The organism is Polynucleobacter sp. UB-Siik-W21, from assembly GCF_018687415.1.
GTDB lineage: Bacteria > Pseudomonadota > Gammaproteobacteria > Burkholderiales > Burkholderiaceae > Polynucleobacter.
Window position 1 is genome coordinate 486,053 of record NZ_CP061289.1, and the last position, 22,054, is coordinate 508,106.

The following is a 22,054-nucleotide window of genomic DNA, read 5'->3' on the forward strand; positions in this document are numbered from 1 at the left end:
GTTTTAAAGTATGAAATCCCTGACCGCTTATCAAGAGGTAAAGCAAAAGATCACCGATGATCTGGTCAGGGGTCGTTATCCGATGGGGCAGGCTTTGCCTGCCGAAAAGGATTTATCAAAAGAATTAGACGTATCTATAGGAACCCTGCGCAAAGCGGTAGACGAGTTAGTTGCTGAAGGTATTGTGGTTCGTCGCCAAGGCAGGGGCACCTATGTTGCTGAGCATGATCTCAAGCGTTTGCTCTATTACTTTTTCCACGTTGTCAAACATGATGCCGACAAAAAGGTTAACCCAAGGGTTGATTTGATTTCTTTGGTCAGCGCTGTTGCAAATAAGGAAGAGGCTAGTAAGCTCCAGATTAAAGAAGGTGCAGATGTATGGCGTCTCGTGAATTGCCTTTATCTAGACGATAAATGTGTGATGATTGATCAGATTACACTAGATAAAAAGCGCTTTCAAAAGCTCACACGAACCGATTACATAAATCGCGAAGGTAGCATCTATCAGTTATATCAAATGAAATACGGGCAAACCGTGGTCCGCAGTAGTGAGCGTTTAAGGGCAGGCCTTGCCAGTAAGCAGCATGCAGAATGGCTCGGCTTAAAGCCGGATGCACCAGTCCTGATGATTAGAAGGGTTGCACTTGGGATTCAGGACGAACCCTTGGAATGGCGAGTCTCCACACTGAACACCAGTCAACATGAATACTTTAGTGAGTTAGTGGTATAGCCCTGCATGTACAACACTAGTAAGCGTAATTTACCGGGGATATTAATCTGTTTGGTAATAGCTATGTCCACTAGCTTTCTTTCTGAAAATTATGGTGGGCCTCAACTTTTATATGCTTTGTTGTTGGGTCTTTCGCTCCATTTTCTGTATCTAAATGAGGCGGTAAAACCAGGCATAGACTTTTGCGCAAAGACTGTACTACGCTTAGGTGTAGCATTTTTGGGAATCCGAATTACCTTTGCAGATATTAGTGCGATTGGCATGAATACTGGCTTCATGGTAATTCTGGCCGTTGCATCAACGGTTTGTCTCGGCTTTTTGCTTGCCAAGTTTTTAAAGCTATCTCCAGATTTTGGATTGATAGCCGGTGGATCAGTTGGAATTTGTGGTGCCTCTGCTGCCCTTGCAGTTGCTTCAGTGCTACCCAAATCAAAAGAAAACGAGCAATTTACTTTACTGGTTGTTGTTGGTGTGACGGTGTTATCAACGATTGCAATGGTGACATATCCTTTTGCATTACAGATGCTCGATATTGGCGCTCTTTCAGCAGGAATTTTTATTGGCGCCACCATTCATGATGTGGCTCAAGTAGTTGCTGCAGGGATGCTGTTTGGTCCTGAGGCGGGGGACGTGGCTACTGTGGTTAAGTTATTTAGAGTGGCTCTACTGCTCCCTGTGGTTTTGGTGATCTCAATTTTCTTTGGTGCGCAGAAAGCCACCAATAATTTAGGGTGGGGTAGCTTACGATTAATTCCCACATTCTTATTGGGTTTTGTTGCACTATCTATTGTGGCCTCAATGCAAATTTTACCAACTTCGATTACTCATCAAATTGGTGCTTTATCACGTTGGATGTTGGTGATTGCCATTGCAGCAGCGGGATTAAAAACCAATTTCCAAGAACTGGCTCAGCTCGGTTGGCAACCAGTGCTGATGTTGGTAGTTGAAACTCTCTTTATTGCTGCCTTTGGGCTCATCTTTATTTTGTATGCAACCTAGGGTTAAAAGTTATAGCAACTCTGAGTATTTTGGCGGTATGCTTTAAAAAATATAAGCTCATCAGCACCTATCAGGGAGGCAAAGTATTCATGTCTAAGAAGGATGAATTTTCTAAGCGTCGACACTTTTTAAAATCATCAGTCATTGCGGGAGCTAGTGTGGGTAGCGCAATGAGCACTCATTCTGCTCTTGCTCAAACCACAGAAGGCAGTTTCTTGGAGATTGATCCTTGGACCAAAACCCAGGGGTCAACTTTTGTAAATCCACCTTATGGTTTGCCTTCAAAATATGAGAAGAATGTTGTGCGACTTCTTCCTTCGCCAGCGCCAACATTTCTCACGGGCTCAAGAACTCCTTTGCAAAGCTTACACGGGATCATTACTCCAAATGGCCTTGTCTTTGAGCGTCATCATGCAGGAGTTCCTGATATCAATCCGGATCTACATAAATTGGTGATTCATGGAATGGTAGATCGTCCGATGGTCTTTACGATGGACGATATCGTTCGTTTTCCTTCTGAATCGAGGATTTATTTTTTAGAATGTTCTGGCAATAGTGCTGCTGAGCTCAAAAAAGCCAGTAATCAAACGGTACAACAAATTCATGGCTTAGTTTCTTGTTGCGAGTGGACTGGCGTTCGCTTATCAACCATTTTGCAAGAATGCGGCATTCAGCCTGGAGCTAAGTGGGCTTTAGCGGAGGGTGCTGATGGTGCTGCGATGACTCGTAGTATTCCAATGAATAAGATGATGGATGATGCTTTATTAGTCTATGCCCAAAATGGTGAGATGTTACGGGCTGAGCAAGGCTATCCCTTGCGATTATTTTTGCCTGGGTATGAGGGCAATATGAGTATTAAGTGGCTAAGAAGAATTAAGTTGGGTACTGAGCCTTGGCAAACACGCGAAGAAACCTCTGCTTATACCGACCTGCGATCTGATGGTAAGGCGCTGCAATTTACTTTCGCCATGGAGGTCAAATCTGTTATTACGCAGCCTTCAGGGATGATGAAGCTTAAATCTAAAGGCTTTTATGAAATCTCTGGTTTTGCTTGGTCTGGTAATGGCAAGATTCGACGGGTTGAGGTGTCAACGGATGGCGGTAAATTATGGGGTGAGGCAGTGCTGCAGGAACCGGTGATGGATAAATCTTTGGTGCGCTTTCGTTTTCCTTGGATGTGGGATGGAGCACCAGCAACATTGATGAGTCGGGCGGTCGATTCAAGTGGTGAAATGCAACCCACAATGGATGGTGTGATTAAAGCCAAGAGTGTGAACACTTTCTATCACAATAACGCTATACAACCATGGAGTGTTGCTGCTAACGGGGAGATTACCAATGGTCGCTAATAGATGCATCTACTTAAGTCTTCTCGTAGCCTGGATTGGTATTTTATTAGGCTGTACTAGCAGTTACCAAGTGAGCGGACCGGTAGGTCTTGGTAAGCCAATTTCAGAAAATCAAATTCGGGCGTGGAATATAGATGTTGGCCCAAGTGGGCTAGGCCTGCCGCCTGGCTCAGGCACTGCCATTGCTGGAGAAAAGTTATATCAGCAACAGTGCGCATCTTGTCACGGTGATCAAGGGCAAGGCGGACCAGCCAATCGCCTTGTGGGCGGAGGTTCTTTAAATACCAATAATCCCATAAAGACTGTAGGAAGTTTTTGGCCTTACTCAACGACTATTTTTGATTATGTCAAAAGAGCCATGCCACATCAAGCACCCCAGTCTTTAACTGATGATCAAGTGTATGCAGCCACAGCTTATATTTTGTTTCTCAACAAGATCATTACAAAAGATCAAGTGATGGATGCCAAGACGCTGCCTTTGGTAAAAATGCCTAATAGAGATGGATTTATTTCAGTAGAACGTTGATTACTTCTCTACGAATGCACGTTCGAAGACGTAGTCACCCATTTGGCCAAGACTTGGTGAGACTTTGAAGCCTTTGGCATCAAGCATCTCTGAGGTTTCTTTAAGCATGGATGGACTGCCACAAATCATTGCGCGATCTACTGCAGGATCAAGTGGTGGCAGACCAATATCTTTGAATAGTTCGCCAGATTCAATTGCAGTCGTGAGGCGACCGGTATGTTTGAATGCTTCACGCGTTACAGTTGGGTAGTAGATGAGTTTCTCACGAATGAGTTCGCCAAGGTATTCGTCTTGAGTGAGTTCATTTTTAATATAGTCGCCGTAAGCAAGCTCGCTCACTAGACGCACACCATGAATCAAAACAACTTTTTCAAATTTCTCATAAGTCTCTGGATCACGAATGATGCTCATAAATGGAGCGAGACCAGTACCAGTGCTAAATAAGTAGAGATGTTTTCCTGGATTTAAGTCATCCAATACCAGGGTGCCAACAGACTTTTCACTTACCAAGATAGGGTCACCAACTTTTATCTTTTGTAAACGTGATGTCAATGGACCATCTTGAACCTTAATGCTTAAGAACTCCAAATGCTCTTCGTAATTAGGGCTTGCAACGCTGTATGCGCGAACAAGTGGCTTGCCTTCAATCTCAAGACCAATCATTAAGAAGTGGCCGCTACGAAAGCGCAGACCTTTATTACGAGTAGTAGTAAAGCTAAATAGGGTGTCATTCCAGTGGTGAACGGTGAGAACGGTTTCTGTGTTGTATGCGGCCATAAATGCTTGTAAATAAAAGACTGAGTTTCAAAGAATGGGTAATTATCACATTCCTGATGGTGTGATTTACGGTAATTGGCGCATAAATAGGACTAAGTCGTGATATCGGTCCAATTTTTAGTAATAAGGCTGGCCTTTCGCGACCCGTCCGCTAACAAGCTATGATCCTTTTATGAGTTCAGTACGCTATTTATACATTTCCCTGTTCAGTCTTGGGTTGGTTATTTTTGCAGTCATTTTGCAGCAGTCCGGCTATCAAGGCGTCAGCTTTTTACCTTGCCCCTTATGTATTTTGCAAAGAGTCGGTTATTTGGCTATCGCCATCTTTTGTTTTTTGGCTGTGGGTATTGCCCCATTCCGAAAGCTCTTCCATGCGCTAGCTCTTCTATCGGCGGCATATGGTGTTTCAGTGGCTGGGCGACAAGTATGGCTTTTATCTCATCCAGAAACATCCTGTGGGATTGACCCATTGGAAATTTGGATTAATCAGTTTCAGCTTTCCAAAGACATTCCTTGGTTATTTAAGGCCGACGGACTATGCAGTGCAAAACTTCCAGCCATTTTTGGTCTTCAGGTGCCGGAATGGTCTTTATTTTGGTTTTCAGTGCTTTTCTTGGTCTTATTAGTCACTTTGTTCAAAAAAAGAACTTAATTTCTGTGTACTAGGTTCTCTATATACCTAAAAGTAGTTAAGGTATGAAAAGTCCATCTTTTACAAATATAAGCCCTGATCATAAGATCTAGATTATTAGAGATTAAGGGGCTTTCATGGCACACACTCAGAACAACTCACAGATCATTGGCAAGACTCCATTGACTCACTTAAATCGTACAGCAGATATTCGCAAACAACTAACGCAATCATTATTTGCTGTCGCCCAAGTGGTCACTGGGGTTGCCTTGCTTGTTCTGGCGACTCATCTTGCTTTGCAAAGTGAGGCTTATCTTGAGCTGTTAAATCAAAGCGGTCTCAACCAATATCATGCCTTTGCCCTCTTGGTATGTTTTAGTTTCTTTGCAGGAATTTTATTAATTGCTCAACAAGTACTAAAGCATGATGCGCATGAATTTAATGAGATGTCATCTTATTAAAAATACTGCTTCAATAAAAAGGCACCCTAGGGTGCCTTTTTTAATGTCTTCAAATTACTGAAGATGATTGTGTGACTTACTCTTCTTCGCGACGCAGGTGTGGAAAGAGAATGACATCACGAATGTTTGGTGCGTCTGTGAGGAGCATGACTAGACGGTCAATACCAATACCGCAACCACCTGTTGGAGGCATGCCGTATTCAAGGGCTCGGATAAAGTCATAATCAAAGTACATCGCTTCTTCGTCACCTGCTTCTTTTTGCTCTACTTGTTTGCGAAAGCGATTCGCTTGATCTTCTGCGTCATTGAGCTCAGAGAAACCATTGGCAATTTCACGACCAGTAATAAATAACTCAAAGCGCTCAGTAATACCTGGGCGAGTATCGGATTCTCTGGCTAGTGGGCTGACTTCAATTGGGTAATCAATGATGTAGGTAGGCTCCCAAAGATGCTCTTCAGCAACCAATTCAAACAAGGCCAATTGCAAAGCGCCGATACCAGCATTTTTCAATGTTGGAGAATCAGGATTTTCACCACCTTTTTTCAACTCAGCACGAATGAATGCTGCATCATCTAGTTGAGCAGCCTCGTAGTTCTTGCCAGACTGACCGCAATACTTGAGGATTGCCTCACTAATTATTAAGCGTTGGAATGGCTTACTTAAATCAAGCTCACGACCTTGGTGGGTCAAGACGGCAGTACCTTGTGCATCCATGGCTGCAGCACGGATCAAGCCTTCTGTAAAATCCATCAACCAGCGGTAATCGGTATAGGCTGCGTAGAACTCCATCATCGTAAATTCTGGATTGTGGCGCGGACTGACGCCTTCATTACGGAAGTTGCGGTTGATTTCAAAGACGCGCTCAAAACCACCAACGACTAAACGCTTGAGGTAAAGCTCAGGCGCAATGCGCAAGAACATCTGCATATCGAGTGCATTGTGGTGGGTAATAAAAGGCTTTGCCGTTGCACCACCAGGAATTGGGTGGAGCATAGGTGTTTCTACTTCCATGAAGTCGGCATCCAACATATGGCGACGGAGTGATGCAATCGCATTGCTACGCGCCTTGAAAGTATTGCGGCTTTCTGGATTAACAATTAAATCCACATAGCGCTGACGATATTTCGTCTCTAGATCTGAGAGGCCGTGAAACTTATCTGGTAGGGGGCGCAGGGATTTGCTGAGTAAGCGCAGGTTGCAGCATTCGACAGAGAGTTCACCCTTATTGGTCTTAAAGAGATTGCCTTCTGCAGAGATAAAGTCACCCATATCCCAGTGTTTAAAGGCGCCATGAGTATCTGCACCTGTGAGCTCATCATTGATGTAGAACTGAATCTGTCCACTACGGTCTTGAATAGTGGCAAAGCTGGCTTTACCCATCACGCGCTTGAGAATCATGCGCCCAGCCACTTTCACATGAATCTTCTTGGCAGCGAGCTCTTCCTTAGTCAGGCTGTCATAGTGAGCATGAAGATCAACTGCTAAATGCGTTGGAACAAAGTCATTCGGAAAGGCAACACCGTTCTCACGCAACTTTGCGAGCTTTTCACGGCGCTCTGCAATGATGTGATTTTCATCAACAGCTTCGGTGACTAGTAGATTGGTTTTATCGTTCATATTCGTGGGTAATTAAACGCCTTGTTTCAGGCTAGCTTCAATAAAGGCATCAAGATCGCCGTCCAATACTTTTTGAGTATTAGAGATCTCAACGTTAGTTCGTAAATCTTTAATGCGGCTTTGATCCAAAACATAAGAGCGGATTTGATGACCCCAGCCTACATCAGTTTTGCTCGCTTCTAGCTTATCTTGCTCAGCGCGGCGCTTTTGCATCTCGTGTTCGTAAAGGCGAGACTTGAGCATGCTCATGGCCTCGGCGCGGTTACGATGCTGACTACGATCGTTCTGACACTGCACCACAATTCCTGTTGGAATGTGGGTTAAGCGTACAGCCGAGTCGGTTTTATTAATGTGCTGACCACCTGCACCAGAGGCACGGTAGGTATCCGTCCGAATATCCGCAGGATTGACATCAATCTCAATCGAATCATCAATTTCAGGGTAGACGTAAATCGAAGCAAATGAAGTGTGACGTCCATTTGAAGAGTCAAACGGAGACTTACGTACTAAACGATGCACGCCAGTCTCGGAGCGAAGGTGTCCGTAGGCATATTCCCCATCCACCTTGATCGTCGCACTCTTGATACCGGCAACGTCACCATCAGATTCTTCGAGAATTTCGGTTTTATAACCTTTGCGTTCGCAGTACTTGAGATATTGGCGATAGAGCATGCTTGCCCAATCACAAGCTTCGGTACCACCAGCGCCTGCCTGGATATCAATAAAGCAATTGCACGAGTCCATCTCGTTGTGGAACATGCGGCGGAATTCAAGATCATGAATGATCTTGCTGTAACTTTCAACGTCTTGCTCGATTGCTGCAATCGTCTCAAAATCACTTTCTTCTTTAGCCATATCAAATAATTCAATAGCACCAGTGATATTGGTATTTAAATCAGTGAGGGTAGCAACTACGCCGTCGAGTAATTTTTTCTCTTTACCCAGCGCTTGCGCTTTCTTTTGATCATCCCAAATGGTGGGATCTTCCAGAATTGAATTGACTTCAGTAAGGCGACGTGACTTTACTTCGAAGTCAAAGATACCCCCGAAGAGCTTGCTCACGGGTGAGCAGATCGGACAAGGTATTTGAAATAGTGTTTAGTTGTTCAGCTTCCATCCCCTAATTATAAGGGGGTTATTACATCTGTCCCTTGGGTGCTGGCTTAACTACCAGGACTTTGGTCGTGGGCCTCAATCATCAGTTGGATACGGGCTTGACCCTGATAGCGATCGGTCACTAGGCGGTAAGCGAGCTTGGCTTTGGCGGGCAAGCTTTGAGTACGGTTAAACCAAACCGCTGTCAATGGTTTTGCCGTCAACTTGCCTTCTGTTGGGTCAGATCCTAATGGCCGCACCATCAGACGCAGATGCTTCTCTTTCATCAGACTTTGCTGTGTAATTTCAAACTCTCCGTAAAAGACAGGCTGTGGAAATCCTTGGCCCCAGATTTCTTCTACTAAGAGATCACTAATCTCGGGGGTGAATTCTGAGGGCTGCAGGGCGCCATCATGGGGGTGGCGACGCTCTAGGATTTCATCGTTCAATAAGCTGTTTGCGACTTCCTGAAAGCAGGCATCAAACTTTTCAAAATCATTTTTATGAATCGTCAGACCTGCCGCCATGGCATGTCCACCAAATTTGAGAATTAGTCCAGGCTCACGCTTTGAAACAATATCTAGCGCATCTCTTAAATGAAAGCCACTCAATGACCTTCCAGAGCCACGTAACTCCTCACCAGTATTGCCATCAGGAGCAAATACAATCGCGGGGCGATTAAAACGTTCCTTTAAACGAGAAGCTACAATGCCGACGACACCTTGGTGCCATTCTGAATTCCATAAACAGATACTCGTGCGTTGTGCCATGGTTCCTGCGAGTTGCTCCTCTGAGAGGTGGGCAAGTGCTGTTTCTTGCATACCGGTTTCAATCACACGGCGTTCGCGATTGATGCGATCGAGTTCTTGCGCAAGCTTTATAGCCTCATCCATATTATCAGTCAGCAGTAGGCGAATACCCAGAGTCATGTCCGCTAGACGTCCAGCCGCATTGAGTCTGGGCCCAATCGCAAAACCTAGATCAAAAGTATTGGCCTTGCGAGGATCACGCCCTGCTGCTTGAAACAATGCTTGTATACCTGGCTGGGAGATGCCTGCACGAATACGCTTTAAACCATTTGAAACTAAGACGCGATTATTGCGATCAAGTTGAGCAACATCTGCAACAGTTCCGAGTGCAACGAGATCTAAGAGATTTTCAACTTTAGGTTGAGTCTCATTTGTAAATTTACCGCGCTTACGCAGCTCTGCACGCAGTGCTACCAATACATAAAACATAACGCCTACGCCAGCAAGTGCTTTGCTCGGAAAGTTGCAGCCTGGTTGATTGGGGTTCACAATCGCCAAGGCTTTTGGTAATCGATCGCCGGGCAAATGGTGATCAGTCACAATGACTTCCATACCGAGTTCACGGGCGCGATCTACACCCGCTTCGCTCGCAATACCGTTATCAACCGTAATGAGATATTTAGGCTTTGGAGTTTGTTGTGCTGCAAGCTCAACCACTTCAGGCGTTAAGCCGTAACCCATCGTAAAGCGATTGGGTACTAGAAACTGAATTGGTGTATCTACGCCACCTAGCATGCGCAAGCCGCGCAGTCCGACTGCACAAGCCGTGGCGCCATCGCAGTCATAGTCTGCAACGATGAGCATGGACTCTTTTTTCTCTAGAATATCAGCTAGCAAAGATGCGGTGCTGATGCAATTCTTAAGCACAGTTGGAGAAAGTAGATTTTTCAATTCTAGCGATAGTTCATCTGGAGACTCCAGACCGCGTGCGGCATATAAACGCGCTAACAGGGGATGCAAACCACTTTGTTGTAACCAAGTAGCGGTGCGCTCAGAAAAAGGACGTTGGGAGAAAAGACTCATGAAGAAATGATTTCTTTCCAGGAGAGAGGTTCTGCTTTTTTCCAAAAGGCCCAAGATTTTTTGTAAAGATCTCTTGCGGTAAAGATGCGTTCCCGCGTTTTGCCATTTGGAAAATCAATGATGAGCAATTCATCCAGATCTTTATCAGTCAATGCCTTGTCTAACTGGGGCCATATAGTCTCTGGCTGTTTTAACCATGCAAACGCTCCAGCCAAGACTTCGTTTCTAACCGAGGTATGGTGGGGAATGCTTAAATACTTCGCTAGACCAGTAAGCAAGGGGTGTTCACCATATATCTGTTTTGACTGCATGATTGCCACAGGTGCTTGAATATCGTTGAGTTTGCCAATACCGCTGATCCATAACGAGTTAATACTGAGTAGACCACGTTGTTCGCGCTCTTCATTGACAGTATCGATATGCCAGAGCATTTGAATCTCATTTTGTAACTTGCGCCAACGTTTTGCGATACCTGCTTCATGCGTATCGCGTGGCATCCACCAGTCAATATTGCGACCATGCGCTTGATCAACGCTATAGCTTGCCAAACTGGCAAATGGACCTGCAGGAATAAACCAGTAATGCTTGTCTTGAAACAAAATGGGGCTCTGAAAATCTTCCTCAATAAAGGGCAGTGCAGTTTTGAGAAGTTGAGAGGATTCAGTTTCAGTCAGATCAATCTGATTTTGGTTCATCAAAATGAGATGGTCCCGTGTAGCGTGCAAATGAATGGGCTGTAGGCAGGCAATTTCTTGATTGGGATTGACTTCCTGACATGACTGACCCATCAATAAAACGGGTGCAATAGGGACCAAGTCTCCAAGTAAGAAGCGTTCGTGAGGCAAGCCTTTGATTGGCCGATCCTCCTTGCCTTGCTCATCTAAGGCATCCTCCCCCGACAACAACAGGGTAAAGCGCCTTAGATTGCTTTGGGCATTTTGAGGGAAGGTGGTGTCTGAGCTCATTTCCCTGATTTTAGGTGGCATTTAAGTATTCCATCAGTTTGCCTGTGTAATTGTCTAAACTGTAGCTATGTTGAGACTCCCCATTGAGCTAGAAATTGGCTTGCGCTATACCCGCTCCAAGCGTCGTAAGACCGTTGGTAAGCGCGATGGCTTCCTATCCTTTATTTCTGGTATTTCTACTGCTGGTATCGCTTTAGGCGTTGCGTCTCTAATTGTGGTGCTGTCAGTGATGAATGGTTTTCAGAAAGAGGTACGTGATCGCATGCTCTCTGTTCTTTCTCATGTAGAAATCACTTCGCCTGAAGGATTGGCAAATTGGGAGCCGTTGGCTTTGAAAGTCGCGACACAGCCTCATGTGGTTGGCGTAGCACCCATGGTCAGTTCACAAGGATTGCTTGCACGAGATAATTCGATGCGGGGTGTTGCTATTCGGGGAATCTCGCCGAGTGAAGAAGGTAAGGTTTCTGATCTGCCAAAACAATTTATTGCTGGCAGTATTGATGACCTCAAGCCGGGTGGCTTTGGGGTTGCATTAGGTGCACAGCTCGCCTCTTTGGTTGGTGCTCGCGTAGGTGACCGAGTTAATTTGATTGTGCCTGAGAGTGATTTAACGCCTGCTGGAGCAATGCCGCGGATGAGGACGTTGCAAGTAGTTGGTATCGTAGATAGTGGCCATTATGAATACGATAGCTCTTTAGCCATCATGCACTGGAAAGATGCTGCAGCCTTGTTACGCTTACGTGATCCATCAGGTCTTCGCGTTAAGGTCGATGATATGCAGCGTGCTCCACAAGTTGCTACTGAATTGGCTGCTGTAGTTCCTCAAGCTTTATGGGTTACTGACTGGTCACGCTCAAATCGTAATTGGTTTGCAGCAGTTCAAACAGAAAAGAAGATGATGTTCATCATCTTGACTTTAATTATTGCGGTGGCTGCATTTAATTTAGTTTCTACTTTGGTGATGACTGTTAATGAGAAGCAGGCCGATATTGCTATTCTCAGAACGATGGGTGCGAGCCCAGGTTTAATCCAACGAATCTTCTTAGTACAGGGTTTGGCAATTGGTTTGATGGGGTCTTTGGCTGGCGTTGGTCTTGGTTTACTCATCGCGCTCAATATTGATGTGATTGTTCCTGCGATTGAAGCCATTTTCCGCGTACGCTTCTTGCCGCGTGAGGTTTACCTTATTAGCGAACTGCCCTCGGATGTTCGTTTAGGTGATGTAGTGACCGTTGGGTTGATGGCTTTTGGTTTATCGGTATTGGCTACCTTGTACCCTAGTCGTCGTGCTGCTAAGGTTCAACCTGCTGAGGCCTTGAGATATGAATAAGGCTATCAAGCATGTGTTGATTGCTAAAGGCTTGGCTAAGACCTATGGTCAGGGCGCTACAGCAGTAGAGGCTCTTAAATCTGTTGATTTGGATGTGGCACCTTCTGAGAAAGTCGCTATTGTGGGCTCATCAGGTTCTGGCAAAAGCACATTACTGCATTTATTAGGCGGCCTTGATACCCCAAGCGCTGGTTCAGTCTTCTTGAATGATGCCAACATCAATCAATTATCGGTAGCCAAATTAGACCAATTGCGTAATCAAAGCTTGGGCTTTATATACCAATTTCACCATCTCTTAGATGAGTTCAGCGCAGTAGAGAATGTTGCATTGTTATTGCGTATCCGTGGCTTGAGCAATGAAGAGTCGATGGAGCATGCTAGCAAGATGCTCAAAGCTGTAGGCTTAGCTAAGCGTGAATTGCATACCCCAGGTGAGTTATCTGGGGGAGAGCGTCAGCGCGTAGCGGTGGCTAGAGCCTTAGTCGGCAATCCTGCTTGCGTTCTAGCAGATGAGCCTACTGGAAACTTAGATACCGAAACAGCTGATGGAGTATTTGATTTGATGTTAGAGATTGCGCGCGAACAAGGCACTGCCTTTGTGATTGTGACGCATGATCCGGTGCGCGCTAAACGCTGTGATCGTATTTTGCACTTGGAGCGCGGAGTCCTTAAGACATTCTTGCAGTAATAATGGAAGCAATGCATCCCATGTGGATTGATACGCATTGTCACCTAGACGCGCCAGAGTTCTCAAACTCCTTGCCAAACATCATTTCTGCCGCAAAAGAAAAGAACGTTCAGGCTATTTTGCTGCCTGCAGTCAAAGCTGCTGATTGTCAGCATGTTAGAGAACTTGCCTCTCAATATGGGCATGCAATCCCTGGCTTGGTCTATACATTAGGTATTCATCCCCTCTATACCAATCAAGCTCACGAAGAAGATATTGCGCTACTTGAAGAGCAAATTACCCAGTCACTTTCTGATCCAAGGTTTGTAGGCATTGGTGAGATTGGTTTGGATTACTTTGTAGAGGGTCTTGATCCACATAAGCAAGAATATTTCTTTCATGCGCAATTAGACTTAGCTCAGCACTTTAACTTGCCAGTGATTTTGCATGTACGGCGCTCACAAGATGCTATTTTGAAAGCCCTTAGGCGTCGCAAAATCTTCGGAGGGATTGCGCATGCATTCAACGGTAGCTTCCAGCAAGCCGAGCAATTTATAGAGCTTGGTTTCAAATTAGGGTTTGGTGGCGCAGCTACTTACGAGCGCGCATTGCAGATTCGCAGACTCTTGGTTGAGCTGCCTATCGATTGTATCGTTACCGAAACCGATTCTCCTGATATTCCGCCGGCCTGGTTAAAGCAAGAGGGAATTGCATTTAATGAGCCCGCCTTTGTGGTTCGGATAGTGAAAGAGTTGGCTGCAATACGTGGCATTAGTGATTCTGAATTTGCTTCTGCTGTCTGGTGTAATGCTATGCAAGTATTGCCGCGTTGGTCAGCCCTCTGTGCTGGCAATCCAAACTTCACTCTAGCCTCTTAAAACCTTGCGCTTAGCTATTACGGCGTTTATCGCCGGGGGATCACTCCTTTTCTTTTTGCCGCAAGTGCCAACAGGATGGCCATTTTTTTGCGCTGCTGTGGGCGTGCTGTGTCTATTGTTCTTATATCTGCGACCTCAAGTCAGGTGGTATCAACAGATTTTGATTTGCATCTTGTTGTTTAGTATAGGTTTTGCGTGGAATGCCCACTATGCGGAGAGCCGCTTGGTAAATATTCTTGCTGAGGAGTTGGAGGGTAAAGAATGCAGCATTGAGGGGAGAGTTGCCGCTCTGCCACAGAGTAGTTCTACAGGCGCTAAGTTCGCTTTTGAGATAGATCGTCTATTTTCTGGCAATAGCGAAGTCAGTAACTTTCCTAGACGAATATATTTAAGTTGGCAACCAGCATGGAGAAGTACCCAAGAAATCCCCGAAATTATTCCAGGACAGCGCTGGAAATTGAAAGTCAAACTAAAGAGGCCTTATGGCTCTTTAAACCCTTACACCTTTGATTTTGAGCGCTGGTCCTTTCATCAGGATTTTGGTGCTAGTGGATCTATTAGATCGGGTGAATTGTTAAAAGCAAGTGATATTAGACTGACTGAGTTTGAACTTCGCATGGAGTTGGCACGTTGGAAATTACGTGAAAAGATCAAATCACTGTTACCAAAGGATGCTCGTTATGGTGGCGTGATGATTGCATTGGTGATGGGTGATCAAAATGCGATTGAGCAGGATGACTGGCGGGTATTTAATGCAACCGGTATAGGTCATCTGATTTCTATCTCAGGATTACATGTCACGATGTTGGCAGGTTTAGGTGCTTCTGCTGCAGGGTGGATATGGAGGCGCCGCGCTCTACCACTCATGATTCCAGTGAGTAAGGTTGCAGCCGCTTCTGGGTTTATCACGGCGTTTATCTATGCTTGGTTAGCTGGCTTTCAGATACCGGCACAAAGAACGATGTATATGGTTGGTGTTGTTGCGTTTGCTTTATGGACTGGTAGAAATCCAAGATCTTTTGATATTTGGTGGTGGGCGCTCGTATTGGTGCTTCTCGTTGATCCGATGGCGCCCTATACACCAGGCTTTTGGCTTTCGTTTGGAGCAGTCGCTGCCATTCTTTATGCCATGAAAGATTCTTCGGGGTTATTGGGTATACCCACTGGGAAAGAGCTAGAGATACATTGGTCAAATCGAGCTTTACAAGCAATGCGCGAAGCATGCCGTGTTCAAGCAGTGGTAACTATCGCTTTACTTCCGTTTACTTTGTATTGGTTTTATCAAGTCTCTGTCGTGTCACCATTCGCTAATGCTTTAGCAATTCCTTTGGTGAGTTACGTTGTTACTCCATTAGCAATCGCAGGCGCATTGTTGCCTGACTTTATTGGTCGCTGGCTCTTGCTCCCTGCACATGCATCAATGGAGTATCTGGCTCTAGTACTTGAGTGGATGGCCAATTGGAGTTGGTCTGTGGTTTGGTCTAGCCAGCCGGAGTGGTGGCTCTTGCTGATTTCAGGGATCGGGATTGTTTATGCAATTCATCCTGGAGAACTCAGGGGTACTTGGTTATACCGGTCATTAGTATTATTACCTTTATTACTACTGTTTATACCAACGGTAAATCTTGGCAATACATCTCTTAAAGCTGGGGAGTTTAGGGCTACCGTATTGGATATTGGACAAGGTACTGCTGTATTGATAGAAACAGCGCATAAGAGATTGCTGTATGACACCGGGCCGATTCAAGGTAAGAGGGATGATGCTGGTCAGCGCGTCATTTTGCCGTATTTACGCGGTAGAGGTATCGATCAAATCGATCGTATGGTTATTAGTCATAGCGATAGTGACCATGTGGGTGGCGCTGCCTCTTTATTGAAACAGATTTCTTTTCAATCAATGATGGGTTCACTGCCGAACAATAACCCACTGCTATTGAATCTTCAGTCTCGAAAAATTCCCAGCATTCCATGTCGTTATGGCCAATATTGGACTTGGGACGAAGTGGAGTTTTTAATTTGGCATCCTCATGAAGACACTCTTTTTCAAAATCAATACTCAATGAAACCCAATGAGATGAGTTGTGTATTAGAGGTGCGAAATAAAAATGGCTCTTTATGGTTAACGGGAGATGTTGAGAAACAGGGTGAGGCAGAAATTGTTGCTCGCTTGGATCAATTTGTGCTCAATGTAATGGGAGATCGAGAATTGATTTTTATGGCTCCACACCATGGGAGCAAAACATCTTCATCCATTGATCTATTAACGAAATTAAATCCTAATTTTGCTTTTGCGCAAAATGGTTATCGCAATCGTTATGGTCACCCTCACCCCACGGTGACCGCTCGCTATGCAGGTTTAGATATTCCCTTTTATCAAACGCCAAGGACTGGAGCCCAGATTTGGCTCTTTAGAGATCAAGGTAAGTCGAGCTCTAAGGTGATTTTTTGGAGGCAGGAGTTCAAAAGGTTGTGGCATAGGCCTTAGATGAGCTTTTCTTTAGTGTGTATGATGTGTATAATTAAAGGAGATGAATGCATAGTAAAAAAGTTATTGAAAAGTTAGTGCGTGACGGTTGGCATCTGCGGGGAATAAGAGGATCGCATCATGTTTATATTCATCCCTTGAAGCAAGGTCATATTGTTGTTACACATCCAAGAAAAGATATGCCAACCGGTTTATTAAAGGCAATATTTAAACAAGCAGGCTTAATGGGGGAGGGTGAATGAAATATCCAGTTGCAATTGAGCCGGGCAGTAAGTCAGAGGCATGGGGCGTCATCGTTCCAGATTTGCCGGGCTGTTTTTCTGCTGCTGATAGCGGAATTGACGAGGCTATTGAAAAAGTAAAAGAAGCGATAGAACTATGGATTGAGGTGGCCTTAGATGAAGGTCAAGAAATACCAAAGCCCAGCTCGTTGAGGGAGCTTCAAAAGCGAAAAGAATTTAAGGGTTATGTCTGGGCAATTGTGGAGATTGATCCCGCTCTACTGTCGGATGATATTGAGAGGATCAACATCACACTACCCAAAAGAGTGTTGGCTAGGTTGGATGCCAAAGCCAAGAGTGCTGGGGAGAATAGATCAGCTTTCATAGCCCACCTTGCATTGATGGCATGAGTTAAAACCAAAAAAGGCTTCCTAGTCGATCGACGAAGAAGCCTTTTTGCTTATTTGGTTGCGGGGGCAGGATTTGAACCTACGACCTTCGGGTTATGAGCCCGACGAGCTGCCAGACTGCTCCACCCCGCGTCTGAAGACATAGATTCTACCATTTTTTGGACCCCTCTGTCGAGGTAAACCTTCAAAAGACGCGTAAATATGCGGTTTTCTGCCAAAAATTCCAGATTTAATGATCTGACATAAGGAGTAATATATTGCCACGCAACAACACGCTAGGAACAATTCATGTCAGTGAGTAATCCGGAGTTTTCTGAATCATCTCTATTGAGGCCGGTAGAGATTTCACGAGAGGATCATCCTCACAAAAAAGGCGCTTCGATTGCTTTAATGTTTGCTGCGATTGGCGTGGTCTTTGGGGACATTGGTACCAGCCCTCTATATGCACTGAAAGAGTGTTTTAGTCCTGAGCATGGTATTCCTTTTTCAGCCGATGCTGTTTATGGTGTGATCTCCATGGTCTTTTGGGCTTTTGCAATTGTGGTGTCGTTGAAATATGTTTTGTTTGTGATGCGCGCCAATAATCATGGTGAGGGTGGTATTTTGGCGCTGATGGCATTGGCCTTAAGGACGGCACCAAGCGGTTCCAGGCGCTCATTGTTAATCATCATGGCCGGTGTTTTTGGGGCCTGTATGTTTTACGGTGATGCAATCATTACACCTGCAATATCAGTTCTGTCTGCAGTCGAGGGTCTGGAGGTGATATCTAGTGATCTCACTCGTTTTGTGTTGCCGATTACAGTAGTGATCTTAGTTATCCTATTTGTGATTCAAAAGACTGGTACCGATGTAGTTGGAAAATTATTTGGACCCATTATGGTGCTGTGGTTTGCAGTGATTGGCCTAATGGGTATATATCAGGTCGTACAGCATCCAGCTATCTTTGCTGCTATCAATCCAATGTATGCCATTCACTTTATGGATGAGCATGCTCTGCAAGGCTTTATTGTGCTGGGCGCGGTGTTCCTAGTGCTGACTGGTGCTGAAGCGCTTTATGCCGATATGGGCCACTTCGGAGTGAAGCCTATTCGGATGGGTTGGTTCTTTATCGTGATGCCTTGTTTGCTTTTAAATTACTTTGGACAGGGTGCAATGTTTTTGAATAACCCAGAAACTATTAGCAACCCATTTTTCTTGATGGTGCCCGAAGCGTTTGTTTTCCCATTGGTGATCTTAGCTACTGCCGCAACCGTGATTGCATCCCAAGCGGTAATATCCGGTGCTTTTTCAATGACTAGCCAAGCCATCTTGTTAGGTTTTTTACCTCGTATGAAAGTGCGTCACACGTCTGAACGGGAAATCGGTCAGATTTATATGCCATTAGTTAATTGGGCTTTATTGGTTTTGGTTATTGTGGTGGTGTTAGCGTTTAAGAAGTCTGAAAACTTAGCTGCAGCCTACGGCATTGCGGTGACTACCACTATGATCGTCACCACCTTCTTGGCAGCGATTGTGATGCGTGTAGTGTGGCGCTGGAATACTATCCTAGTAACCTTGGTAATCAGTGCATTCTTAGCTGTTGATCTCGCATTCTTAACGGCTAATTTATTGAAGATTATGGAAGGCGGTTGGTTTCCGCTGTTATTGGGCGCAGTCTGCTTCATTTTCTTGATGACTTGGTATCAAGGCCGCAAGATCTTACGTCAGAAGGCGATCAATAATGGCATTGAGTTAAAGAGTTTCATCGAAGCCTTGATGATGCATCCACCGCATCGAGTTGAAGGTACGGCCATTTTCTTAACGGCTCACGTCGATTATTTACCGGTATCTTTTTTACATAACCTCAAACACAACCACGTGCTTCATGAAAGAGTCTTTTTTTTAAAGGTCAGTATTTGGGATGTCCCTTATGTTAAGGATGACGAGCGCATTAACTTGCGAGATCTTGGTAATGGTGTTTATGTAGTTCGCACTGTGTATGGGTTTAATGAAACTCCGGACATGGGCCAGATTATCGAATTACTGCAGAGGTCTTCTGACTTGAAGTTTGATTTAATGAATACCTCATTCTTCCTGTCGCGCGACACCATTGTCTCTACGGAGATTCCGGGTATGGCATTGTGGCGTGAACGCTTGTTTTGCTGGATGTATCAAAATGCCGGTCGTCAATCAGACTTTTTCAAAATTCCTGCAAATCGCTTGGTTGAGTTGGGCGCAAAGGTGGAAATTTGAGAAAGAATTTTTCTCAGCGATCCAAAATATTCATTGGGATATTTTTATTACTGAGCTCCATTAGCGGCATTACTTTAGCAACGCCTGCTGAAGAGGCTGAGTTGGCTAAATTGGATAAGATCGAGTCAGAGCTAGAGTTGCAAAGAGACTGGGCTAAGTATCGCTGGGGCAAAGCTTCATCAGATTGCTATCAAAACTATTGGGTGAACTATTGCTTGCGTAGCGCTAGAGCAGAATATCGTAAAGAAATTGACCCCATTAGCGAACAAGAGCGTGCTTTGCATGAAGTGCAACGCAATTTACGTAAGAGTATTAAAGATCAGGAAGATCAAAAGCGTGCCGCTGAGCGGGCTTCGCCTGTCAAGGCTGCAGAACGGGTTGATAATCAACGCGAGTTTGAAGATAAGCAAAAAGCTGCGGCTGCAAGAGCGGCCGATCTGGAGCAGCGTCGCAAGGACGCCCCTAAGCGTGCCCAAGAAAATAAAGCTGGCACGCAACTCGATTAACACTGAATTTATTAGCTTCAATTACTAGGAATCTCTTGGCTAAAGTCAAAACGGTTTATATCTGCCAATCTTGTGGCGGTACTTCTGCAAAGTGGCAGGGCCAATGCCCATCTTGTCAGGCGTGGAACACTATGGAAGAGGGCTTGCCCGAGACCACTTCTAACTCACGGTTTCAGGGTTTAGCGCAATCATTACCAAGACAAAAACTCTCTGCAATTACTGCCGAAGATTTGCCACGTTTTAGTACTGGTGTTGAAGAGTTTGATCGCGTGTTGGGTGGTGGCTTGGTACCTGGTGGCGTAGTTTTATTGGGTGGCGATCCAGGAATTGGTAAATCAACACTCCTACTGCAAGCTTTGGCTGAGATGAGCTCTTCAGGTATGAATGTACTCTATAGCAGTGGTGAAGAATCGGCTGCACAAATAGCATTGCGTGCAAAACGCATCGCGCTCAATGCGCCACAACTAGAGGTCTTAGCAGAAATTCAGTTAGAAAAACTCATCTCCATCATGGATACTGTCAAGCCACAGGTATTGGTGGTGGACTCTATTCAGACTTTGTATTCTGAGGTGTTAAGTTCAGCGCCAGGTTCCGTCGCCCAAGTGCGTGAGTGCGCTGCCCAACTCACCAGAGCCGCAAAATCCAGTGGGATCTGTGTATTGATGGTGGGTCATGTGACTAAAGATGGCCACTTGGCTGGCCCACGGGTGCTGGAGCACATTGTGGATACGGTATTGTATTTTGAGGGCGATACCCATTCTTCATTTCGTTTAGTGCGCTCGATTAAGAATCGTTTTGGTGGCGTTAACGAGCTTGGTGTATTTGCAATGACTGAAAAAGGTCTACGAGGGGTCACTAACCCGTCAGCAATCTTCTTATCGCAGCACGAGCAAATGGTTCCCGGCGCTTGCGTATTAGTCACTCAAGAGGGCAGTAGACCACTCTTGGTAGAAATTCAGGCATTGGTTGATACAGCACATGTTCCTAACCCACGGCGTCTAGCAGTTGGCTTAGAGCAAGCCCGTTTAGCAATGCTCTTAGCGGTATTGCATCGCCATGCGGGCGTGGCGTGTTTTGATCAAGATGTATTTTTAAATGCTGTTGGCGGTGTCAAGATTTCAGAACCAGCGGCTGACTTGGCAGTGCTGCTAGCAATTCAGTCATCGATTCGTAATCGCGCCTTACCTAAGGAGCTCATCGTCTTTGGTGAGGTAGGATTGGCTGGAGAGATTCGTCCTTGTCCGCGCGGTCAAGAGCGTTTGAAAGAGGCTGCTAAGTTAGGCTTTACAGTGGCCATTATTCCAAAGGCGAATATGCCCAAGACCAAGATCCCGGGCTTAAAAGTAATTCCTGTAGAGCGAATTGATCAAGCGATCGCAGCTGCTGCAGAACTCAGTTAATTTTCAGTAAATCGTTTTATTTTTTAACGCAGATCTTCTGCTTGTATTAAGAGTACCTGCTCTTCGCCAGCAGACACTTCCATCCAGATCACAGGAATTTGTGGGAATGCCTTTTTGAAGTTCTGATACTCATTACCAATTTCAAGCAGAATAGCGCCACGTTCAGAGAGGTAGTCTGGCGCTTGGGCAATAATTCTGCGAATTAAATCCATACCGTCATCACCACCCGCAAGGGCCAAGGCTGGCTCAGCTTGATATTCAGTAGGGAGTGCGCTCATTGAGGTGGCATTGACATAAGGTGGGTTGCAAATAATCAGATCAAAGAGGTTGTCTTCATTGGGCTCGGGTAGTGCGTCCCAAAGGTCGCCATCTAATAATTCCACTTGAGAGCTTAAGCTATGGCGATCCACATTGCGTGCTGCAACAGATAAGGCTGGCATGCTGATATCACAAGCGCTCACATGAACATCAGGACAAGAAAGAGCAAGCAAGATAGCCAAAGAGCCATTGCCAGTGCAAAGATCTAATGCTTTGCCATCGGCCGGTAACCATGGCTCCAATGATCCATCCACAATCAGTTCCGCAATCCATGAACGGGGAACAATACTTTGTTCGCTACAGAAAAATGGCACACCCATTAACCAAGCTTCACCCAAAATGTAGGCCAGTGGTTTACGAGTTGCAATTCTTTGCTCAGCGATAGCGAATGCCATTTGGTATTGATCGCTCGTTAGTGTTCGCTCTAGATGATCTAGTGCTTCTGCAGGACTGAGTTCCAATTGTTTGCTGGTAATCCACAAGGCTTCACTCTGCGCATCGATAGCGCCATGCCCATAATGTAATTTTGCGGCCTCTAGTTTGAGTGCGACTTGATCAATGCACTGATTGACTGTAAAGGCTTGTGAAGGCTCAGGGTCCATGATGGATGAATTTTGTATTAAA

21 protein-coding genes and 1 tRNA gene are annotated in these 22,054 nt (G+C 45.2%); 15 read left to right on the forward strand and 7 right to left on the reverse strand.

Annotation, left to right across the window (positions count from 1 at the left end):
* The first annotated feature begins 10 nt into the window (after window positions 1-10).
* The 4 genes from C2756_RS02595 (at window position 11) to C2756_RS02610 (ending at window position 3,604) form a co-directional block, all read left to right on the forward strand.
* Window positions 11-730, forward strand: a complete 720-nt coding sequence (locus C2756_RS02595) for a GntR family transcriptional regulator (protein WP_215319797.1) — start codon at window positions 11-13, stop codon at window positions 728-730.
* A gap of 6 nt (window positions 731-736) precedes the next feature.
* Window positions 737-1,729: a YeiH family protein gene (locus tag C2756_RS02600; protein ID WP_215319798.1), complete on the forward strand. Its 993-nt coding sequence runs from the start codon at window positions 737-739 to the stop codon at window positions 1,727-1,729.
* An 89-nt stretch (window positions 1,730-1,818) separates the two neighbouring features.
* Window positions 1,819-3,078 carry a sulfite dehydrogenase gene (gene soxC / locus C2756_RS02605; protein ID WP_215319799.1) on the forward strand — a complete coding sequence of 420 codons (1,260 nt, stop codon included), beginning with the start codon at window positions 1,819-1,821 and terminating at the stop codon, window positions 3,076-3,078.
* A complete protein-coding gene (locus C2756_RS02610) occupies window positions 3,068-3,604 on the forward strand; it encodes a c-type cytochrome (protein WP_215319800.1) in 537 nt (178 codons plus the stop codon). Before soxC ends, C2756_RS02610 begins: the two co-directional genes overlap by 11 nt.
* On the opposite strand, the gene C2756_RS02615 is transcribed toward C2756_RS02610, so the two are convergent.
* Window positions 3,605-4,381: a ferredoxin--NADP reductase gene (locus C2756_RS02615; RefSeq protein ID WP_215319801.1), complete on the reverse strand. Its 777-nt coding sequence runs from the start codon at window positions 4,379-4,381 to the stop codon at window positions 3,605-3,607. It lies immediately after the preceding gene.
* Between the two features lie 172 nt (window positions 4,382-4,553).
* Here C2756_RS02615 and C2756_RS02620 point away from each other — a divergent pair, with 172 nt between their 5' ends.
* Together C2756_RS02620 and C2756_RS02625 are read left to right on the forward strand one after the other, a co-directional pair.
* Window positions 4,554-5,033, forward strand: a complete 480-nt coding sequence (locus C2756_RS02620; protein WP_215319802.1) for a disulfide bond formation protein B — start codon at window positions 4,554-4,556, stop codon at window positions 5,031-5,033.
* A 116-nt stretch (window positions 5,034-5,149) separates the two neighbouring features.
* Window positions 5,150-5,473 carry a hypothetical protein gene (locus C2756_RS02625; protein ID WP_215319803.1) on the forward strand — a complete coding sequence of 108 codons (324 nt, stop codon included), beginning with the start codon at window positions 5,150-5,152 and terminating at the stop codon, window positions 5,471-5,473.
* 76 nt (window positions 5,474-5,549) lie between these two features.
* Here the strand turns inward: C2756_RS02625 and lysS are convergent, their stop codons facing one another.
* The 4 genes from lysS to C2756_RS02645 all read right to left on the reverse strand — a co-directional run bounded on the left by lysS (window position 5,550) and on the right by C2756_RS02645 (window position 10,983).
* A complete protein-coding gene (lysS, locus tag C2756_RS02630; RefSeq protein WP_215319804.1) occupies window positions 5,550-7,091 on the reverse strand; it encodes a lysine--tRNA ligase in 1,542 nt (513 codons plus the stop codon).
* 12 nt (window positions 7,092-7,103) lie between these two features.
* Window positions 7,104-8,208 (reverse strand): peptide chain release factor 2 gene (gene prfB, locus C2756_RS02635; RefSeq protein ID WP_215319805.1). Its coding sequence is split into 2 segments (ribosomal slippage): window positions 7,104-8,135 and window positions 8,137-8,208, totalling 1,104 coding nucleotides; the frame shifts between segments, so codons are not numbered across the junction.
* Between the two features lie 46 nt (window positions 8,209-8,254).
* Window positions 8,255-10,018 (reverse strand): single-stranded-DNA-specific exonuclease RecJ, encoded by a 1,764-nt coding sequence (recJ, locus tag C2756_RS02640; protein ID WP_215319807.1) that lies wholly within the window; start codon window positions 10,016-10,018, stop codon window positions 8,255-8,257.
* Window positions 10,015-10,983, reverse strand: coding sequence for a hypothetical protein (locus C2756_RS02645; RefSeq protein WP_251372106.1), 969 nt, complete (start codon window positions 10,981-10,983; stop codon window positions 10,015-10,017). The genes recJ and C2756_RS02645 overlap by 4 nt, the downstream gene beginning before the upstream one ends.
* A gap of 67 nt (window positions 10,984-11,050) precedes the next feature.
* Between C2756_RS02645 and C2756_RS02650 the strand changes: the two genes are divergently transcribed.
* The 6 genes from C2756_RS02650 (at window position 11,051) to C2756_RS02675 (ending at window position 16,974) form a co-directional block, all read left to right on the forward strand.
* Window positions 11,051-12,313 carry a lipoprotein-releasing ABC transporter permease subunit gene (locus tag C2756_RS02650; RefSeq protein ID WP_215319811.1) on the forward strand — a complete coding sequence of 421 codons (1,263 nt, stop codon included), beginning with the start codon at window positions 11,051-11,053 and terminating at the stop codon, window positions 12,311-12,313.
* Window positions 12,306-13,001, forward strand: coding sequence for an ABC transporter ATP-binding protein (locus tag C2756_RS02655; RefSeq protein WP_215319813.1), 696 nt, complete (start codon window positions 12,306-12,308; stop codon window positions 12,999-13,001). Before C2756_RS02650 ends, C2756_RS02655 begins: the two co-directional genes overlap by 8 nt.
* 20 nt (window positions 13,002-13,021) lie before the next feature.
* Entirely contained in the window at window positions 13,022-13,858 is an 837-nt protein-coding gene (locus tag C2756_RS02660) for a TatD family hydrolase (protein ID WP_215320780.1), read from the forward strand.
* Window positions 13,859-13,922: 64 nt separating this feature from the next.
* Entirely contained in the window at window positions 13,923-16,343 is a 2,421-nt protein-coding gene (locus tag C2756_RS02665) for a DNA internalization-related competence protein ComEC/Rec2 (RefSeq protein ID WP_215319815.1), read from the forward strand.
* A 47-nt stretch (window positions 16,344-16,390) separates the two neighbouring features.
* On the forward strand, window positions 16,391-16,585 hold the full coding sequence (locus tag C2756_RS02670; RefSeq protein ID WP_215296503.1) for a type II toxin-antitoxin system HicA family toxin: 195 nt from the start codon (window positions 16,391-16,393) through the stop codon (window positions 16,583-16,585).
* Complete coding sequence (locus C2756_RS02675; RefSeq protein ID WP_215296504.1) at window positions 16,582-16,974, forward strand: type II toxin-antitoxin system HicB family antitoxin; 393 nt, start codon at window positions 16,582-16,584, stop codon at window positions 16,972-16,974. The genes C2756_RS02670 and C2756_RS02675 overlap by 4 nt, the downstream gene beginning before the upstream one ends.
* Window positions 16,975-17,029: 55 nt before the next feature.
* Here C2756_RS02675 and C2756_RS02680 read toward each other — a convergent pair.
* Window positions 17,030-17,106, reverse strand: a tRNA-Met gene (locus C2756_RS02680).
* Between the two features lie 258 nt (window positions 17,107-17,364).
* Here C2756_RS02680 and C2756_RS02685 point away from each other — a divergent pair.
* Genes C2756_RS02685 through radA form a run of 3 tightly spaced genes read left to right on the forward strand, consistent with a single transcriptional unit; the run spans window position 17,365 to window position 21,112 of the window.
* Complete coding sequence (locus tag C2756_RS02685) at window positions 17,365-19,206, forward strand: potassium transporter Kup (RefSeq protein WP_215320782.1); 1,842 nt, start codon at window positions 17,365-17,367, stop codon at window positions 19,204-19,206.
* Window positions 19,203-19,712, forward strand: coding sequence for a hypothetical protein (locus C2756_RS02690; RefSeq protein WP_215296508.1), 510 nt, complete (start codon window positions 19,203-19,205; stop codon window positions 19,710-19,712). The genes C2756_RS02685 and C2756_RS02690 overlap by 4 nt, the downstream gene beginning before the upstream one ends.
* A 35-nt stretch (window positions 19,713-19,747) precedes the next feature.
* Window positions 19,748-21,112, forward strand: coding sequence for a DNA repair protein RadA (radA, locus tag C2756_RS02695; RefSeq protein WP_215319817.1), 1,365 nt, complete (start codon window positions 19,748-19,750; stop codon window positions 21,110-21,112).
* 23 nt (window positions 21,113-21,135) lie between these two features.
* On the opposite strand, the gene prmB is transcribed toward radA, so the two are convergent.
* Window positions 21,136-22,032 (reverse strand): 50S ribosomal protein L3 N(5)-glutamine methyltransferase, encoded by an 897-nt coding sequence (gene prmB, locus C2756_RS02700; protein WP_215319819.1) that lies wholly within the window; start codon window positions 22,030-22,032, stop codon window positions 21,136-21,138.
* Between the last annotated feature and the right edge of the window lie 22 nt (window positions 22,033-22,054).

Bases quoted from the DNA above. Each gene is read 5' to 3' on its own strand.
- C2756_RS02595 (WP_215319797.1), top strand. From the start codon at position 11: ATGAAATCCCTGACCGCTTATCAAGAGGTAAAGCAAAAGATCACCGAT.
- C2756_RS02600 (WP_215319798.1), top strand. From the start codon at position 737: ATGTACAACACTAGTAAGCGTAATTTACCGGGGATATTAATCTGTTTG.
- soxC (WP_215319799.1), top strand. From the start codon at position 1,819: ATGTCTAAGAAGGATGAATTTTCTAAGCGTCGACACTTTTTAAAATCA.
- C2756_RS02610 (WP_215319800.1), top strand. From the start codon at position 3,068: ATGGTCGCTAATAGATGCATCTACTTAAGTCTTCTCGTAGCCTGGATT.
- C2756_RS02615 (WP_215319801.1), bottom strand. From the start codon at position 4,381: ATGGCCGCATACAACACAGAAACCGTTCTCACCGTTCACCACTGGAAT.
- C2756_RS02620 (WP_215319802.1), top strand. From the start codon at position 4,554: ATGAGTTCAGTACGCTATTTATACATTTCCCTGTTCAGTCTTGGGTTG.
- C2756_RS02625 (WP_215319803.1), top strand. From the start codon at position 5,150: ATGGCACACACTCAGAACAACTCACAGATCATTGGCAAGACTCCATTG.
- lysS (WP_215319804.1), bottom strand. From the start codon at position 7,091: ATGAACGATAAAACCAATCTACTAGTCACCGAAGCTGTTGATGAAAAT.
- recJ (WP_215319807.1), bottom strand. From the start codon at position 10,018: ATGAGTCTTTTCTCCCAACGTCCTTTTTCTGAGCGCACCGCTACTTGG.
- C2756_RS02645 (WP_251372106.1), bottom strand. From the start codon at position 10,983: ATGAGCTCAGACACCACCTTCCCTCAAAATGCCCAAAGCAATCTAAGG.
- C2756_RS02650 (WP_215319811.1), top strand. From the start codon at position 11,051: ATGTTGAGACTCCCCATTGAGCTAGAAATTGGCTTGCGCTATACCCGC.
- C2756_RS02655 (WP_215319813.1), top strand. From the start codon at position 12,306: ATGAATAAGGCTATCAAGCATGTGTTGATTGCTAAAGGCTTGGCTAAG.
- C2756_RS02660 (WP_215320780.1), top strand. From the start codon at position 13,022: ATGTGGATTGATACGCATTGTCACCTAGACGCGCCAGAGTTCTCAAAC.
- C2756_RS02670 (WP_215296503.1), top strand. From the start codon at position 16,391: ATGCATAGTAAAAAAGTTATTGAAAAGTTAGTGCGTGACGGTTGGCAT.
- C2756_RS02675 (WP_215296504.1), top strand. From the start codon at position 16,582: ATGAAATATCCAGTTGCAATTGAGCCGGGCAGTAAGTCAGAGGCATGG.
- C2756_RS02685 (WP_215320782.1), top strand. From the start codon at position 17,365: ATGTTTGCTGCGATTGGCGTGGTCTTTGGGGACATTGGTACCAGCCCT.
- prmB (WP_215319819.1), bottom strand. From the start codon at position 22,032: ATGGACCCTGAGCCTTCACAAGCCTTTACAGTCAATCAGTGCATTGAT.